The sequence below is a fragment of the Bradyrhizobium sp. CCBAU 051011 genome, from assembly GCF_009930815.1.
Lineage (GTDB): Bacteria > Pseudomonadota > Alphaproteobacteria > Rhizobiales > Xanthobacteraceae > Bradyrhizobium.
Genome location: NZ_CP022222.1, coordinates 3350167 through 3367739 on the forward strand (window position 1 = coordinate 3350167; position 17573 = coordinate 3367739).

15 protein-coding genes are annotated in these 17573 nt (G+C 60.1%); 11 read left to right on the forward strand and 4 right to left on the reverse strand.

Annotation, left to right across the window (positions count from 1 at the left end):
* Nucleotides 1–16: 16 nt before the first annotated feature.
* From ACH79_RS15805 to ACH79_RS15825, 5 genes are all read left to right on the forward strand, one after another.
* A complete protein-coding gene (locus ACH79_RS15805) occupies nucleotides 17–1951 on the forward strand; it encodes a ribonucleoside-diphosphate reductase subunit alpha (protein WP_202639251.1) in 1935 nt (644 codons plus the stop codon).
* Nucleotides 1942–3015 carry a ribonucleotide-diphosphate reductase subunit beta gene (locus ACH79_RS15810; protein ID WP_202639252.1) on the forward strand — a complete coding sequence of 358 codons (1074 nt, stop codon included), beginning with the start codon at nucleotides 1942–1944 and terminating at the stop codon, nucleotides 3013–3015. The genes ACH79_RS15805 and ACH79_RS15810 overlap by 10 nt, the downstream gene beginning before the upstream one ends.
* Before the next feature lie 40 nt (nucleotides 3016–3055).
* Nucleotides 3056–3745, forward strand: coding sequence for a hypothetical protein (locus tag ACH79_RS15815; protein ID WP_371419412.1), 690 nt, complete (start codon nucleotides 3056–3058; stop codon nucleotides 3743–3745).
* Nucleotides 3746–4313: 568 nt separating this feature from the next.
* A complete protein-coding gene (locus ACH79_RS15820; protein ID WP_161851815.1) occupies nucleotides 4314–4625 on the forward strand; it encodes a DUF736 domain-containing protein in 312 nt (103 codons plus the stop codon).
* A 1682-nt stretch (nucleotides 4626–6307) separates the two neighbouring features.
* A complete protein-coding gene (locus ACH79_RS15825) occupies nucleotides 6308–6559 on the forward strand; it encodes a helix-turn-helix domain-containing protein (RefSeq protein WP_161851816.1) in 252 nt (83 codons plus the stop codon).
* Between the two features lie 402 nt (nucleotides 6560–6961).
* Here the strand turns inward: ACH79_RS15825 and ACH79_RS15830 are convergent, their stop codons facing one another.
* Complete coding sequence (locus ACH79_RS15830) at nucleotides 6962–7855, reverse strand: ImmA/IrrE family metallo-endopeptidase (RefSeq protein WP_161851817.1); 894 nt, start codon at nucleotides 7853–7855, stop codon at nucleotides 6962–6964.
* Nucleotides 7852–8202, reverse strand: a complete 351-nt coding sequence (locus tag ACH79_RS15835) for a helix-turn-helix domain-containing protein (protein ID WP_161851818.1) — start codon at nucleotides 8200–8202, stop codon at nucleotides 7852–7854. Before ACH79_RS15835 ends, ACH79_RS15830 begins: the two co-directional genes overlap by 4 nt.
* Nucleotides 8203–8333: 131 nt before the next feature.
* On the opposite strand from ACH79_RS15835, the gene ACH79_RS15840 reads away from it, so the two are divergent.
* From ACH79_RS15840 to qatD, 6 genes are all read left to right on the forward strand, one after another.
* Nucleotides 8334–8579, forward strand: coding sequence for a DUF2188 domain-containing protein (locus ACH79_RS15840; RefSeq protein WP_161851819.1), 246 nt, complete (start codon nucleotides 8334–8336; stop codon nucleotides 8577–8579).
* Between the two features lie 48 nt (nucleotides 8580–8627).
* Nucleotides 8628–9986 carry a phospholipase effector Tle1 domain-containing protein gene (locus ACH79_RS15845; protein ID WP_161851820.1) on the forward strand — a complete coding sequence of 453 codons (1359 nt, stop codon included), beginning with the start codon at nucleotides 8628–8630 and terminating at the stop codon, nucleotides 9984–9986.
* A gap of 200 nt (nucleotides 9987–10186) precedes the next feature.
* Nucleotides 10187–12121 carry a Qat anti-phage system ATPase QatA gene (qatA, locus tag ACH79_RS15850; protein ID WP_161851821.1) on the forward strand — a complete coding sequence of 645 codons (1935 nt, stop codon included), beginning with the start codon at nucleotides 10187–10189 and terminating at the stop codon, nucleotides 12119–12121.
* An 83-nt stretch (nucleotides 12122–12204) separates the two neighbouring features.
* Nucleotides 12205–13005 carry a Qat anti-phage system associated protein QatB gene (gene qatB, locus ACH79_RS15855; RefSeq protein ID WP_161851822.1) on the forward strand — a complete coding sequence of 267 codons (801 nt, stop codon included), beginning with the start codon at nucleotides 12205–12207 and terminating at the stop codon, nucleotides 13003–13005.
* Nucleotides 13005–14360, forward strand: a complete 1356-nt coding sequence (gene qatC / locus ACH79_RS15860) for a Qat anti-phage system QueC-like protein QatC (protein WP_161851823.1) — start codon at nucleotides 13005–13007, stop codon at nucleotides 14358–14360. The genes qatB and qatC overlap by 1 nt, the downstream gene beginning before the upstream one ends.
* Entirely contained in the window at nucleotides 14360–15124 is a 765-nt protein-coding gene (gene qatD, locus ACH79_RS15865; RefSeq protein WP_161851824.1) for a Qat anti-phage system TatD family nuclease QatD, read from the forward strand. Before qatC ends, qatD begins: the two co-directional genes overlap by 1 nt.
* A 184-nt stretch (nucleotides 15125–15308) precedes the next feature.
* Here qatD and ACH79_RS15870 read toward each other — a convergent pair whose 3' ends face one another.
* Both ACH79_RS15870 and ACH79_RS15875 read right to left on the reverse strand, forming a co-directional pair.
* Nucleotides 15309–16457: a hypothetical protein gene (locus ACH79_RS15870; protein WP_161851825.1), complete on the reverse strand. Its 1149-nt coding sequence runs from the start codon at nucleotides 16455–16457 to the stop codon at nucleotides 15309–15311.
* A 6-nt stretch (nucleotides 16458–16463) separates the two neighbouring features.
* Nucleotides 16464–16850, reverse strand: coding sequence for a hypothetical protein (locus tag ACH79_RS15875; protein ID WP_161851826.1), 387 nt, complete (start codon nucleotides 16848–16850; stop codon nucleotides 16464–16466).
* Nucleotides 16851–17573: the final 723 nt, after the last annotated feature.

Below are 17573 nucleotides of genomic sequence, written 5' to 3' on the forward strand. Positions count from 1 at the left end.
CATCGCGGGGTTGCCGATGTCGCAGTCCTACAACTTCGATCAGCATGGTCATCTCATTGAGCCGAGTATGCCGCCGCGGCCAGCGCATGCAAAGCCTACCGCGCCAGAGCTGTATCTTGTGCCGCCGCCATCGCCGGCTCCGCTGCCGTGGCCCCTTGCGCCATCGCCAAAGCCGTCCGACCTCACGCTCGATCGGTCGCGCGACGACCTGCTGGCATCGTTCGGCAAGCTGACGCTGACCGACCGTTATCTGCTCGCCGGCGAAAGCCTCCAGGACATGTTCGCACGGGTGTCTTGCGCCTTCGCGGACGATGTTGCGCATGCTCAACGTCTCTATGATGCGATGTCTCGGCTGTGGTTCATGCCGGCCACACCGGTGCTCTCTAACGGCGGCACCACGCGCGGCCTGCCGATCTCGTGCTTCGTTAACTCGGTGCCGGACTCGCTCGAAGGCATCGTCGGCACCTGGAACGAAAACGTCTTGCTTGCCTCCAACGGCGGCGGCATCGGCACCTACTGGGGCAATGTTCGCTCGATCGGCGAGAAGGTGAAGGGCGGCGTCACCTCAGGCATCATCCCGTTCATCCACGTCATGGACGGCCTGACGCTGGCGATCAGCCAGGGCTCGTTGCGGCGGGGCTCGGCGGCGGTCTATCTCGATATCCACCATCCCGAGATCGAGGAGTTCCTCGAGATCCGCAAGGCGTCCGGCGACTTCAACCGCAAGAGCCTCAACCTGCATCACGGCATCAACGTCACCGACGAGTTCATGGATGCGGTGGGCGCCGGCACCGCGTTCGCTCTGCGCAGCCCGAAGACGAACGAGGTCGTCCGCGAGATCGACGCCCGCCAGCTGTGGCAACGAATCCTTGAGAACCGGCTGCAGACCGGCGAGCCTTATCTCTTGTTCATCGACACCGTGAACCGCTCGCTCCCCAAGCACCAGCGCGAGCTCGGCCTCAAGGTCTCGACCTCCAACCTGTGCAGCGAGATTACGCTGCCGACCGGCATTGATCATCGCGATGAGGAGCGCACCGCGGTGTGCTGCCTGTCGTCGCTCAACCTCGAGGCCTGGGATCAATGGAATGAGGAGCCCGGCTTCATCGAGGACGTCATGCGCTTCCTCGATAACGTGCTCACCCATTTCATCAGGGTGGCGCCGGACGGCATGAAGCGTGCCCGCTACGCCGCCCTGCGCGAGCGCTCCGTCGGCCTCGGCGTGATGGGCTTCCACTCGTTTCTCCAGGCCAAGGGCATTCCGATGGAGAGTGTCCTGGCCAAGTCGTTCAATCTGAACATGTTCCAGAAAATCCGTCGCGATGCCGACGCGGCATCGGTGGCGCTCGCTCGCGAGCGCGGCCCGTGCCCGGATGCCCTGGAACGCGGCGTGATGGCGCGCTTCAGCCACAAGATCGCGATCGCGCCGACCGCCTCGATTAGCATCATCTGCGGCGGCACCAGCGCCTGCACCGAGCCGATCCCGGCCAACATCTACACCCACAAGACGTTGTCCGGCGCCATCTCGGTGCGCAATCCGCATCTCGCCAAGGTGCTGACCGCCAAGGGCGCCGACATCTTGGCGACCTGGCAGTCGATCATCGCGCACGAGGGGTCGGTCGCCCATCTCGACATCCTGTCGGAGCACGAGAAAGCGATCTTTCGCACCGCCTTCGAGATCGACCAGCGCTGGATCATCGAGCTTGCCGCCGATCGCGCCGCGTTCATCTGCCAGAGCCAGTCGATCAACCTCTATCTGCCGGCCGACGTCGATAAGTGGGACCTCCACATGCTGCACTGGACGGCATGGAAGCGCGGGGTGAAGAGCCTCTACTACTGCCGTTCAAAATCGATCTCGCGCGCGGCGTTCGCCGGCAAGACCGCCGACGGCGACAAGGCCGCGCCGCTGGCGCCGCAGCGCACCGACTATGAGGAGTGCCTCGCATGTCAGTGATCGATTTCTCGGCCGTCGATCCGCGCACGCTGATCGGCAAGGGACGCGTCGGCCTCCTGGACTCGACCGGCAGCTATGACGTCGATCGCTACGCCTGGGCCTACGAGTTCTGGAAGCGCCAGCAGCAGACCCACTGGATGGGCGAGGAGGTGCCGCTCGGCACCGACCTCAAGGACTGGGCGTCGGACCGCGTCACCGCCAACGAGCGCGCGCTGCTCACCCAGATCTTCCGTTTCTTCACTCAGTCGGACATCGAGGTCGGCGACAACTATCTCAAGCGCTACATCCCGATTTTCCAGCCGCTCACCGTTCAGATGATGATGGCCGCCTTCACCAACATGGAGACGGTCCATATCGACGCCTATGCGCTGCTGCTCAAGACGCTCGGCATGCCCAAGACCGAGTTCGAGGCATTCCGCGGCTATGCGGAGATGCGCGCCAAGGCGGATTACATGCACGAGTTCGGCGTTGACACCGTGTCCGATGTCGCGCGCACGCTGGCAATGTTCGGCGCCTTCACCGAAGGTATGGCGTTGTTCGCGAGCTTCGCCATGCTGCTCAACTTCCCGCGCCACAACAAGATGAACGGCATGGGACAGATCGTAAGCTGGTCAGTGCGCGACGAGAGTCTCCACTGCGAGGGCGTCATCAAGTTATTTCACGAATGGCACCGGGAAACCGGCGCGGTGACGCGCTCGGTCCGCGACGACATTGTCGACGTCGCCAAGACCATGGTGAAGCTGGAGGAGAACTTCGTCGATCTCGCCTTCGGCCTCGGCACGATCGAGGGCATGCGGCCTGAGCAGATCCACACCTACGTCCGCTATGTCGCCGACTGGCGACTGACCCAACTCCGGATTGCCCCGGTCTTCGGCTTCTTCGAGGCTAAGGAGGGCGGGTTCTCCCAGCTCAAGGCGCATCCGCTGCCGTGGCTCGTCGAGATTCTCAATGGCGTCGAGCACGCCAACTTCTTCGAGCAGCGCGCCACGGAGTACTCCAAGGCAGCGAGTCGCGGCAGCTGGGACGGCGAAGACGGGGTGTGGGCGGCTTTCGGCCGTATGTAGGCAACACGAACCGCGGTTTGGTGAGGTACCGTCATGTTATATGGTCGCAGGTAATCCGCTGGGCGGTTTTTCTCGCGATGCTTGTCGAGCTTTTGCCGAGCTTGCAGTTTCTGGCCTCTTTCCTGGAATTGCAGGCAATGACAACTGGGCAAGGCAGATACCTCGGGACGCGATCTCCTTGTGGACTTTTGTGGCCGAACTTGACCACGACAGCCGCATGGCGTTGTTCGCGCATTGCGTTGCGCTCACCGTCAATGCGGTCAAATTGCCGTGGGATCGCAGGCCGCGCGCCTTGGCGGCAGCCGATCGTTTGGCCGAAGCCGTGGCCCTCGACATGACCAGTTGCTGGCGCCCGACAGTGCGCAGTTGTCTCGGCCGTGTCACCAAGGCGGGCATTCTGGAAGCCGTGCGCGAAGGCGTGGGCGAGGAGGCGACTGAGCGCATGTCGGCCATGACGAAGGCTGACATGCGCAAGCCGCAGAGCAGCTGTTGGCGGCGACGGGCTGGCTCCCGTCGTTGCTGCGGACGGCCGCGTCGCAGGGGCAAACCGATGTGCAAAGCGAGGCGCAAGGCAGCGAGCTCCATTCGCAAGCTGCGGAATGAAGCCAGCGCCGGGGCCGCGAGGGCGGCCCCGGCCGGCTCCAAAATTTTGGCCACGTGCCTGATGGCGCGCGGCTGGTTCGATCGGTCCAAAGTAACGGCTTGTCGACGCAAGCCCTCGCTCGGATGAGGGCTACAATCTGTCCGTTCGGCGCGTCCGGGGCAACTGTTTCGCCTCCTTTTGAAGAGCGAAGCGATTGGGCCAGACGCCTCGATCATGTCATGATGGCAGGCTTCGAGAGCGCGCTTTGGCCGATAATTCTGGCGGTACCGCCGGCTCCTTACGCGCAAATGTCGCTGGGTTCGCTTGTGTTGGTCCGGCTGCGTCCACCCTGCGATTGATGCGCAGACATCGACCTATCTTCAACCGATTCAGCCGTGTCCCGGTGCTGCGGCGGGGGGCGGTCGCCACGAAAATCGCCATCAGTTCGCTCATGGACTCGCGTCCAACGCAACCTCGAATGGGCCGATCAAGCCCGAGGGACGGCAAGAGCCTCGATCGTCTTCCTGCAACGGCTACGCCTGCTTTTTTCCCCTGCCGCCAAGCGGCGGCATTCCTCGCGGGAAAACAAAAAAGCCGGCTTTCGCCGTCCTCCGCTGGCGCTGCGGGCCTTAGGCTGCGGGCCGATCGCTCCCCGGGCCAAGGATCGCCATCGAGGCTGCGATGGGCGCGGCCCGAGCAACAGACGGAGATTACCATGGCGACCATCGGCACCTTCACCGCATCGGACAACGGATACACCGGCTCGATCAAGACGCTGACGCTGAACATCAAGGCAAAGTTCGTGGCATCGGAGAAGGACAACGACAAGGCTCCCGACTACCGTATCTTCGCCGGCGCCACCGAGTTCGGCGCCGCCTGGAAGAAGACCGCCCGCGAGACCGATCGCGAATATCTCTCGGTCAAACTCGACGATCCGAGCTTCCCGGCGCCGATCTACGCCTCGCTGGTGAAGGTCGAAGGCGACGAAGGCTTCAGCCTGATCTGGTCGCGCCGCAACGGCGACTGATCGCCCGGGACCATCGGCCCCGCCTCCTCGGAGGCGGGGCCTTTTGCGTTTCTTGCGCTGCTTTGGGAGGAAGCAGAAGAGCATTTTGCGTTCAGAAGAGGAGCTTCGCCGCCCGCCAAAATGCGATCAATCGGACAGATCCTGGGACACTGTTTGGGCTGATCCTCGGAATTTCGCGTCGGATCGAGCCCCGATTTTCGATGTCCGGACGTGCTATTTCGTCGGTTCTCACGAGCTGCAGGGACGTGTCCACACCTGCTCTCAGGGCTCAAACTGATTTCAATTTGTTGAGCGAAAGGCCTCTACTTCACGTCGCTCCCATTGAACCAGGGTGGATGAAGTTGGCAATGTAAGCAAAGCCAGACCAGCCAAGCTTGGGGACGGGGCAGGGTAGGGTGTAGAGCAAGATAAAAGCACTATCGCCCAAGAGCGGCTAAGTCGTTGTCTGCACATCCAAGATTTGGCGCCATTGGCGCACTACGTGTCGCCACAACGTGCTCAAGTGGCGCAGTCTCTTCGTGAAATTCGTCTGCATGCTCCATTTGGGTTTGTCGTTCGGAGAATTCCGGAATCGCGCCGGCAGCAGCGCAAGTGCGACCGAACTCGGACCGATCGGTGCCGATGAGGCTATCGTTGCGTCGGCGTAGGCATTCGGCAGCGAGGCCTGCCGCCTCATCCGTAACTCGGCCGGCATCGTCGACGAGGTCAGGATCGGCGGCACTTAACAGGTTAACCATCGCGCGTAACCAGCGGCGGGGGCTACCTATCGGCTTAGGTCCGAGTTTGCGACCCTGACCGCTCTAAGTCCAGCGGAGCGCGGCCGCGCCTCGAAGACTTGCAATTGGGCGTGCTTGCTGGTCGCAGCAGGCACAGTATCGTTGCCCCACAGGACATTGAGGTCACCCCTACCTTTGGCGAGCTTCCGAACGTCGCCGCAGCTTTTGATGCAAACGAGGCCAGATGATCGAATCTGCGTGGTCCATGGCCGCGGCGGCGGATTGCCTCATCCCGTCAGCTTGGATCGGGTCGCGTAAGCAGTCACACGTCGCGTTCCAACCAGCGCGGCAGCGCCTTCCGACAACAGCAATTCTGACCGCGACGCGTTTCGCCGACACGAGGGATTGCTAATTCGACCCATGCTTCATAACCTGTCGAACAAGTTCTACCGACCGCTCAAGCCGCTCTAACAGCAAAGCCAAATCCCCCGCCGAGATCTCCTCGAGGTGTAGATTTTCGATTGAAAGCAACTGGGCGATGAGCTGGTCGATCGGTTCTGCTCTCGACGTGGAGCCCGCACTTCCACCTACGCTGGATCTAACGTGTCCGTCGGGGGTGATCGTTATCGCAAGCGCTGACTTAGCTAAGATGGCTGCCTCAACGATCGCTGCAGGTAGCTCTACATTGCAGATAATAGCCGCCCGGAGGCGATAGCCGGCGCGGTATGATATGGGACCCAAAGGTCCCAATTCGCTAATCTCCCAGAACGCTTCCACCGTGTCAGTCATCGTAGGCAGGCTTCGGAGCCAGGTTGCTATTGTGGAAAGCGATCTTGCAGGTGGCCATTGATCCTCGAGGAGCAATTAGATCAAGCAACTTAATGTAGACGATAGTTAACATTTGCGGCCAAAAAATGGGACTCAAAGTCCGTGGATCGATAGTCTTCTCCGACGTTCTTTGGGCCGATGGCGGTCGGGAAGGACGATCAAGGAATAATCGGCGTCGTGGCTGACAACGTCAGGTCGCTCAGAAAGACGGCTGGGCTGTCGCAAGAAGGATTAGCCCATGAGGCGGGGGTGGATCGGACCTATATTAGCCAGGTCGAACGCCGCCAAAGAAACGTGACAATCGTGGTCCTGGCGAAAATCGCAAAAGCTCTGAACGTGACACCGGACAAGCTACTACTCGCGCCCTCATCTCGGAGGAGAGGTCCCTGAACGTGGCTATCGATCCACCACCTCGCCACACGGACCGACCAAGGCGACTGGGATTCGGGTGGAGGCTGATACGGAGGGTGATTTCCGCCTGAGCCGAGTAATTCAGCAAAAAATTTGAGTGGGCCGGGATCCATGACCGCTCCCGCACAGCTCGTCAGGCTCATAACCTGAAGGTCATAGGTTCAAATCCCATCCCCGCAACCAAACCTAAATGAAATCAGCCGGTTAGCAGATCGCTAACCGAGAAGCTTCAGCTTGCCGCTACGAGGCCAAGGCGGCGCATACGTAGCACGAATGACTGCAATTACCCCTGGCCTGGAAACGGAGGAGCATGTGGGTGGAATGACAGCCCGACGCTAGCTGCCGCGCTGCGACGGCCCGACCAAGTAGCAGGCCGTAGCGCTAGCGTCGAAATCGAGGCGTCCAGTTCTCGATCAAAGCTTCGTCGTCATCTTCCTGGTCGTCTTCTTCGACCCGTGCACTCAGACTCTTGCAGGTCAGGATCGTCAGGGTTCGGCCATACTGCCCGAGACCGACAACTTCTTCGGTGATATTGTACCCGCGTTCGATATCCATCCAATCGCGCAGATTGCCGTCGGCGGCGTCTTGTTGCCCAGTGCGGATGTTCTCCGGGCGAGCGTTGAAGGACTCGGTCAATGTGCCCCCGGGAACGGGCGTGCCCTTGCGTAGCCACTTTATTCCTTTGGCCTCCTTGAGGCCGTCGGACATGAAGCACCAGTCGACCGTGCCGCCAACGCTGGAAATGACGGCGATACCGTCACGCGTCAGTCCCGAATAGCGAATGGCGGTTGCCGTCAAAGACGTGGCGCACGCCTTGCGCAACGCCTCGATGCCGGCGAGCCCGATGGGATGGTCGTCGATTGCATTCTTGAAAGGACGCTCCGGCATCAGCAGCGCTGAGGCGAAGAAATCGGCCTCCTGTTCGTACGGGTCGGCCGAATGAAATCCGGCGTGCGAATAGTGCACGCCGGTTCCAAGCAGCGCATCAACATGGCCGCTTATGTAGTAGTGGCCAATTTCATGGGCGATGCTGAAGCGCTGGAATCCCTTGCTCGGAATATTCGTGGCGTACATGATTCCGAACTCATCGCCCACCTTGATGAGCGCGCCCGAGACACCGTTCGCCGTGTCCGGCTTGGCCTGTACCACGATATCTTTGGCCGTCGCGATCGCTTCCGGGTCAACATAGAGACCTTCGATCTTCATCTCGCGCAGCACGCCGTGCGCGGTGTTCTCAGCTAAAGCGCGACGCGCGAGCTTCAGCTTTGTACTCATTTCTTATCCTTCGACTGACCGCGCTTGATCAGCATTTCGACGAAGGCCTCCGTCAGCTTGATGTCTTCGGCGCTCAGCTTGTTCACATCGCGGTTGAGGCGGCCCGCCGTGGCTGACGCGTCAGGCGTCGCGGCGCGACCGAGCAGGTAGTCCGTCGTCACGTCGAGCGCTATCGCCAGGCGCTTGAGATTCTCAAACGATGGCTTTCGTGCGCCCGACTCGAAGTGGGACACCGAACTTGGCGGCAGCCCTGCTTTGGAGGCCAGATCGGTCTGATTAAGCCGTCGGAGGTCGCGGGCGGCTTTGAGACGTTCCTTAAAGATATCAGAAGCTTGCTGTTGTTCCATGGCTCTTTCGACATGACGATATTGACGTATTCGCCATATGGAGTCAGTATGGCGGCACCGTCAACTATGCCATGGCGGATTCGTAATGCAAATCAACTTGAGGCCTAGTGCCCAAATAGAAGGGAAAGTTCATGAGCAAAGATCGTGACAGAACGGTCTTCCGCCGCGATGGCGAGTGGATCAACAAGCGCAACGACGCCGACCGGGCATCGAGCAAACACGATACACAGGCCGAGGCCATCAAGGCGGCCAAGGAGAACCTCGGCAAGCAGGGCGGGGGCGAACTGATCGTGAAAGGCCGCGACGGCCAGATTCGCGGCAAGGACACGATCCCCCCTGGCAACGATCCCAATCCGCCGAAGGACCGCGAGCACTGATCGGGCGATGCGCACCGCCGAGTTCACCCTCAAGCGACTGAGACCCTCATGAAACGGATCATCTTCTGCTTCGACGGAACCTGGAACAGGCTGAGCGCAGACACGCCGACCAACGTGGTGCTGACGGCGGCGAGCATCATGCGGCAAGCGCCGGACGGCATTACGCAGATCATTCACTACGACGAAGGCGTCGGGACGGACCGGCTCGAGCATTGGTCCGGTGGCATCATCGGATCAGGCCTCGTCGAGAATGTTCGCGAGGCCTATCGCTTTCTCATCTTCAATTACGACCCCGGCGATGAAATCTACGTCTTTGGCTTCTCCCGCGGCGCTTTCAGTGCGCAGACCTTTGTCGGCTTCCTTCGCCATGTTGGGCCGCTGCACCGCTTGCATGCCGCGCGGATTGACGAGGCGCTTGAGCTATATCGCCAGCGCCTGACGGAGTCTCCCGGGTCGAGCGATCGCATGCGGCGCTTCAGGGCTGACTATGCCAACAAAGTTTGCATCGGCACCGATGACGACGACTGGCGATGCCGGCACGTGCCCGCATATGTTCAGGGCGCCGCCCCGTTGTTCGCGATCAAGTATCTTGGCGTTTGGGACACCGTTTCTGCTCTCGGCCTTCCCGCGATCACGCCGTTCAGCGCCCACCTCAATCGAAAGCATGCATTCCACGACGCGGGCCTCACGAACTTCGTGGAAAGCGCACGCCACGCCGTGGCCATCGACGAACGGCGTGCGCTCTTTCCGGCTGTGCTGTGGGGCGATTTGACGGAGATCAACAAGGCGAAAAGCTCGTCGGCGGACGCGCTCGACGCGCCTTATCAAGAAAAATGGTTTCCCGGTGTCCACGGATCAGTCGGTGGCGGCGGCGACATCCGCGGTTTATCGGACGGTTCATTGGCGTGGGTGTTGAAGGGCGCGAAGCTGGCCGGCCTGAGACTTGATGTCGAGCACGGATCTCGCATTCACGGTTTCGCACCTGATCCCTTCGCTCCGCTCATCAACATGAAGATGCCGGAGAAAGGCTTCACCGATATCATCCGAACGGATCGGCCTGGGCCCGATCACCTTTGGCAGCTCTCTGCGGCTGCCATACGGAGGTGGACCGCGAACGCCGAAAGGCTTCCAGAACGCACGCTCTATCGACCCAAAGCATTGAGCAAAGTTTCGGAACGCCTTAGCGCGCACCTGATCACGCAAACCGCGCCTTCTTCCGACCTCTTGACTGAACATGTTGTTCAGTCTGGCGATGCGCTCCGCAAACTCGCAAAGCAATATTACGGCGACGCGAAGCTGTGGGGTGTGATCTTCGAAGCCAACCGCGATGTCCTGGACGATCCGGACGAGCTCTTCGTCCATCAGCGGCTGCGTATCCCAGCGCAGAGCATTGTCGAAGCTGTCTGAAACCGTTCGAACATGTGCAGCCAGAGTTCACAATTTCGCCCAAGCCACGACCTCAAGAGGACAGAGCGCCGCAAGTACGCAAACAGACCGCAAGATTTGGACGCTGCGACTATGTTGGGCCTGCGGCTTGGCTCCCCTTCAAATGCTCGCTATAGTTGCACCCAAAGAAGAGCCGCAACGGCCTTTACAGGGGATGGGGCATGTTGATTCCAGATTACGAGACCGAAGTCGATTTTCTGAACTGTGAAGCCATTTCGAAGACAGTCGTTGAACTGCTTGTTCAGAACCGCAGTCGCGCGCTGACGATCGGCATTCACGGGGACTGGGGCGCGGGCAAGTCCAGCATTCTGAAGATGGTGCAGCGCGACCTTGCCGGAGACAAAGCTGTTGCCTGCCTGTGGTTCAACGGTTGGGCTTTTCAGGGCTTCGAGGATGCCAAGACGGTTCTTATCGAAGCGACCATCACCGAGCTGTGTCAGCAGCGCTCGACGATTGGCAAAGTGAAAGAACTCGGCGGGCGACTGCTCAAGCGCGTCGAGTGGCTCAAGCTCTTGAAGCGCGGCGGCGGCCTCGTGTTCAACGTGGCTACCGGACTGCCTTCGCCCGATCAGATCGGTTCCGTTATCGAAAAGCTCAACGCCACGATCGGCGGCCTGAAGGATTTGTCGCCCGATCAGATCAAGGAGCAGCTCTCCGAGGCCAGCACTTTTCTGAAGCCGGCGGAAGCCGCCGAGGCCAACGTGCCGGAGATCATTTATCACTTCCGTAAAGAGTTTGCCGACTTGCTGGAGGAAGCGAAGATCGATCAGCTTGTCGTGCTGATCGACGACCTCGATCGCTGCCTTCCGTCCACCGCGATCGCAACTCTCGAAGCCATCAGGCTCTTCCTCTTCGTCCCGAAGACAGCCTTCGTGATCGGCGCTGACGAGGGCATGATCGAATATGCCGTCCGGCAGCATTTTCCTGACCTTCCCCTCGCATCAGGACCTGTCTCCTACACACGCAACTATCTCGAGAAGCTGATTCAGGTGCCCTTCCGCATACCGGCTCTCGGCACGCAAGAGACCCGTGTCTACGTGATGCTCCTAATGGTCGAAAGTCTTCTCGGCAGCGAGCACGCTGGATTTAGAAAACTGCTTTCGGGCGCCAAGGCTGCACTCAATCGTCCCTGGCTCGGCACTGGCCTAACGCAAGCTGACGTGCGCGCAGCGGACCCTGGGCGGGCATCCGAACTCGACGCGGCCTTCGTTCTTGCAACGCGAATTGGCCCCATCCTGGGCGAAGGCACCAAAGGCAATCCGCGTCAGATCAAACGCTTTCTCAACACCATGCTTGTGCGCCGCGCGATCGCCAAGGCGCGTGGTTTCGACGGCGAAGTCGATCAAAGCAAGCTCGCCAAGCTGATGCTCGCCGAGCGATTCCAGGAGGATTTCTATAACTACGTCGCCGGCAAGGCCATGTCCTCCGAAGACGGCAAAGTCGCCGAACTCCATGCATTCGAGGAGGAGTTGAAGGCGGAGAAGGACGAGGCCGAGACGCCGAAGAAGAAATCGGGCCAACAGACGTCGGAGACGGCCGAGGATGATGGAGCGAAGTGGCTTGCACGAGACTGGCTGAGGCGCTGGCTCACCATTCCGCCCGCGCTAGGTGATACCGATCTGCGGCCTTACATCTTTGTCACGCGCGATAAGCGCGCTCTGGCCGGACCGGCAAGCATCGGCGGTATCGAAGGGCTGGTCGAGAAGCTCACGGGCTCAGGTCTCGCTTTGCGAATGGTCGAGCCTGAGGTGCGGGCGCTGCTGGCACAAGATGCTGAGGCCGCCTTCAGGGCGCTCAGCGAGCGCGTCCTTCAAGCGACCAATCTCAAGAGCCCCCCGGAGGGTTTCGAGGGGCTCGGCATCCTCGCCAAACATCATCCCCGGTTTCAGTCGCAGTTGGTCGCCCTTGTCAGCGCACTTGACGTTAGATCACTTGGTATCTGGATCGTCCGAGGCTGGAACGAGATCCTCACCGACGGGGCGGCCATGGCGCAGTTTCAAGCGGTCCTCAGCGAGTGGGCGGCGCAAGATGAGAACGCGACGTTGAAACGGGCCGCTGCGCAGGCCACCGCCGCCGTTCGCAAGAGGAAGAGCTAGTGGGGACCTCAGGCTCTTCGGGAGGTCCCGGCTCGAACACGTCTCTCGTCCCGACGTTCCTTGAGCCAATCTCGAGCGAACCGTTGCCAGGCGGTGAGGTCGATCCCGCGGACGGTGGCGAAACGGGCAATGGCAAGGGGCCCGGTGATGGAGCACCACCGACCGGGTCGCAAGCACCACGACCCGCCATCCAGCCGCCACCATCCGCCGGGCGCTACACAGGTGCTCGCACCAACTTCACGCGCTTTGCCTCGTCCGGGGGAAATGACCGCCGCGCCTTGCGGCGTGCGGTACGAGACTATGTGCGATCGGGCACGGGCGGCAGCCGCAATGCCACCCGAAAGATGGGCAGCGCCCGCGACACCGCCAGCGGCGCGCTGGGCGTCTTCAGGGCCTTTCAACGTGATGGGGTTGCCGACACGCTCGCTCGGCTTAACCTCGGAAACCTCGTGGGTCGCCCGACCCGCGAAGTGTTCATCGGCCTCACGGACATCATCTGCCGGGATGGCGGGCCGATTGACGAGGCCATCGCTCGCGACGCCTGGCTTGAAACCTGCGTCGATCTCGAACAGATCGGCATCGACAACCTCGATGCCCTGACCGCTGAACAGATCAGGGACGTGTTCCTCGCCTTCATCGCGCACGCGGTCGAGGCCAGACTCTTTCAGGAGATCGGCATCAACGGGTTTGAGGTGGCCGACCTCAACACCATCCAAGCGTTTGAGGCGCAGTTTCGCAGCTATGTGGAGCGCGACGTTCGGGACTCGTTCGCCTCCGATCTTTCCTCGATTGCCGAACTTTCGGATGCCGAGATTCGGGCGATCGTCGATCAGACCTACCAGAATGCGTGGGAATTGTTCGAGACGTGGGGGGATCAGAGCTGATGCGCCGGCACAGTATCATCGCCCGTCTCGGTCCAACCGATAAAACGCGCGTCGCGCTGCGCGATAGCGACACTGTGAAGACGACAATTCGCTTCGTCGATGGCGATCATCGGCTGGGTTTCGGCCTCGGCCAGATGGTCGATCAATTGGCCGATCTGGGCTTATATCCCACGGAGCGCGCTATCGACCTCGCGATCCTCTCCGCCGTGGTGATGGCGGCCGACACACGAGTCTCACGTGCGACCGAGTCTCAGGATAGCTGGACGCGCGAAATCGATCTCTATCTGCCGGTCCTGGACCCCGACGCGTGGACGGCCCAAGCCGCTTTGATCGAGCGAATGCTTCGCTTCCTCACCGGCGATCACTGGCGGCTCGCTTTTCGGAGGCGCCACCGCGACTATCACGAGCTCATCGAGCCGACTAACGAGCTAAGCTTCGACACTTTCGACTCGGTCTGCCTGTTCTCCGGCGGCCTCGATAGCTTCGTCGGCGCGATCGATTTGCTCGCCAAAAAACAGAGTCCGCTCTTCGTCAGCCACTACGGTGATGTCAGCACAAGCTCGCAGACGCAGTGCGCCGAAGGCATTGGCGCAGTCTACGGCGATCTCGAGCCGCGCCATGTTCGTGCCAATGTCGGGTTTCCGGGCGACTTGGTGCAGGGCTCGAACCCTGAACTAACGACGCGGGGCCGGTCGTTCCTCTTCTTGAGCCTTGCCGCCCTCGCGGCCAGCGCATTGCCGAGCCCCACGATCTATATTCCCGAGAATGGCCTGATCTCGCTAAATGTACCGCTCGATCCCTTGCGTCTTGGCGCATGGAGCACACGCACGACGCACCCATTCTACCTCGCGCGCTGGCAACAATTGATCGACGCGCTTGGCATCTCGGCGATGATCACCAACCCGTACCGATTCATGACCAAGGGCGACATGCTAAAAAAATGCCGAAACCGCACGCTTGCCAAGCGGTTCGCGCCCAAGACAATCTCGTGCTCATCCTTTGGCAAGGCTCGTTATAGGAGTCTATCACCTCGACACTGCGGCTATTGCACGCCTTGCCTTATCCGCCGCGCCGCGATTGAGTCCGCGTTTGGAACGGATCGGACCCTCTATTCCATTCCGAACCTTTCCGCTCAGCCATTGGAGGGATCGAAGGCAGAAAGCGAGCACGTGCGATCGTTTCAGATGATGGCGTCCCGCCTGTCTGAATCGCCCGACATTGAGAGTATACTTGTTCACAAGCCGGGGCCGCTCTCGGACTATCCCCGGGGCGACATCGCACAGTACGCAGCCGTGTTCCGCCGTGGAATCGAGGAGGTCGCGCATATTCTAAGACAAGCGACGGTGCGCCCTTGATGATTGCCGATGATATCCGTGGCGCCGACTTTCATTGCCACGTGGACCTCGACCGCGACCCCGCCGCGTTGGTTGAAGCATGCGAACGCGAGCGTATCGCCACGATCGCAGTCACAACCACTCCGAAGGCATGGCCTCACAACCAACAATGGATGCGCCAGAGCAGATATGTTTATCCGGCGCTCGGTCTGCATCCTGAACTCGTAGCCGAACGCTATGCGGAACTTGATCTCCTCGAACGCCTCCTACCCGAAAGCCGGCTAGTCGGAGAAGTTGGCCTCGATGGGAGCCGAAAGCACGCGGCGAGCATGCCAAGGCAAAAAGAGGTCTTCGGAAGGGTACTGTCTGCCGCGCAGTCGTTGGGCGGCCGGGTCGTTACCATCCATAGCCGTCGCGCGGCAAACGACGTGATCACGATGCTCGAAGCCCTGACGACACCCGACAAACTGCTACCTATTTTGCATTGGTTCTCAGGATCAATTGCGAGCGCCAGGAAGGCTATCGCTTGCGGTTGCTACTTCTCCGTCAACGCAAACATGCTTGAGACCGAGACCGGCCGAACCTTGGTCGGGAGCATTCCTCTCGATAGACTTCTGATGGAAACCGACGCCCCATTCACCTCGACTGCCGGCCGCATCAGTGCGCCTTGGGATGTCATCCAGACTTGTGATGGCGTCGCGAGATTACTCGCGGCGGACGCCGCCGTACTTCGTACGACGGTAGCTCAGAACAGCAAGCGTGTTCTGGCTTTCGCGGGACTTTGAAACTCTTCACTCCTCTTGAAGCCGTGCCCCGATGACTGGCTCAAGATTTGGCCGGTCGACAATAAGGTCGGCAACGTGCGCAACAAGGACGCTGATCTCGTCCTGCCGATTGAACCGGTAACGGACGTTTGACGCGGTCATTGAGTGTCGGCTCACCTGACATTGGCTGCTAGTCTCAAGCAACCTATTTCGGCTCCGTGCGATCAGTTGTGCCCGCCTTCGGCTCTGCCGCGATGCCATCAATTTCGCGACTCTTCTCCAGGACAGCATCGACGAACGCGGAAAGAGATTCTTCCTTCGCGGCAGCAATCGAAGCAAACCGACTCCGGACTACTCCAATCACAGCAGCAAGTGGGGCAAGCCACAGCATTATCCAGGGAAGAGTCGGTATCGCATCGAGATAGGCGATAGAGGCGGCTGCGACCTGCAACAGAGACAACACCAGAATCACAATTGGCAATCCCAGAGTTGGCGCCTTTTTGTATAAATCGAATCGTGTCCTGTCCGTCTCCAGAATTTCCGCTATTCGTCTTGCCTGCATCGACCGGACTTTGAATTCCGGATCTTGCTCAAACGCAGCTTTCTGAGAGAAAAGATAGGCGATAAGCTTCCCAGTCCGAACGGTTTCCTGTGGTCCGAAGTATCGCTCATGCAAGCGCCAGGCATTCCAATCGGCATCGATCTCAGTGCTGACGCGCTCCGTTGCGTTGTAGAGGTGGAGACCGGCGATGGCGGCTATGGCGGAGCATGCGAGCCAATGCTGGCAGGCCAGAAGCAAAGGAAAGTAAAGCAGTATCAGCCGGTAGGTGGCCTTGTGGGCATGGACTTCCCTGATATGCCCCGGGACGCTCGCGTGGCAGAGCTCGTGGAGCAGGTAGAAGCGGTCGGCTATTCCGAGCTTGCCGTCCGCTCCGAGAAGGACAATCGTCCGGTAGGCTCCCGGTGTTGGTTGGATGAAGGACTTGAAAGTAAGCATCGGCTCATAGCCCGACCTTGGCGACGCCAACAGGACCCGGGCCTTACCAGTGGTCTCTTTAAGCTGACCAAGGGTGGTCGCGTCGCCTACCAGAAAGTCGTCGGGAGCCTCGACGATCCGATATCCTTGAAGATACGACAGGAGGGCAGCGCGGGCGTCAGTTGCGTTTCTCCTGTAAGCATCGAAGAAAATCGCCCACTTGTTGTAGAAGGCCGCCACTGCAATACAGAGAGCCACCACTAGTGCTCCCGTGAGGCTGTCACTCCATTTGGTGAAGCCGAGAATTGCGTAGAGCAACACGGCCACGTTGGCCATCTCGTAATAGACGAGATCAGCGATGATCTTCCAAAACAGCATGGCAGGCTAGCGGGCAGTGCGACCAGGCGAGCGAGTATGTCTTGTGACGGCCTGGACAATAGCCGGAAGCTGTCTTGTCAGTTCCTCTTTAATTGCCTTTTCGGTTGTGATGACGATGACTTTGCTGTTCTTGGCATCAAACGTGAACTCAACCTTTTCTTCCCGTGGAAACGTATCCCGATATGCTGTCTGGACCTCACGAATTACGCCCAGCCCCGCTTTCACGACCGAATAAACTGATTTGAGCGAAAGGTTCTGTCCACCAACGATATTGATTTCCTTGTTATCTTCCGGCTTCTCAACAATGTGTCTGATACGTTCTTCACCCAGTAACGCGTATGCCTCAGGGAAGACGACTTTCAGAATTTCAATCTCTTCATTATGCGATGTCATGCTCAACCTCGCCCCCAATGATCCATCCGCCTTATGCTTATTTTGTTCGATTAGTCGTATGCGGGCAACCGATGTTTCGGAGAAGCTGACGACTTTCGGCGTATCGTTGCACTTTGGCGCACCCGCCTCGCGGACCGGGCTGTCGTGAACGGAGCCGCAAAGAGGCGTCTCCGCCGTCTGGCTTACATCCCTTGCGCTGGAAATAGTGCATCGCTCGCCGGGGGCAGTCGGTCCCGGGTCCCGCCGCTGCGCGTCGGCGCTATGTGACCTCCTGCGGCTGCCCAGCTAGAACCGGTCTCACGATCGCAGTCGATCCCGCGCCCTCAAGTCACGCTCCCACGTCTGCATGTTTCCGCTTCGCCTGTCTGGCGGCTGACCGCCACTATTTCTTAACTTGGCCACGTCGCAATCATGCGAACCATCCCATTAGCAACACGGGCCCGGGACCTCCTTGCCGCAGTGGGGCAGCCCCTCCCAAACGGTCGGGCACTCTCTTGGCGCTCTTTGGCTTGCGCTCGGCGCACCGGTTTCACTCGTCACACAGATTGCGATTTACACGCTCTATGGCGCGGGAGTGAAATCTCGGTGTCGGTGATTGCGCGACCGCGATTTGAAGCCCTGACGGCTCGCACGACTCAGGCAGACTTCGTTCCGCACTCGCAGTCGGAAAGTATCGCTCCGGCGGAGGCCGCCTTGTGCGGTTTGGCGGTTCGTCTGAGGATT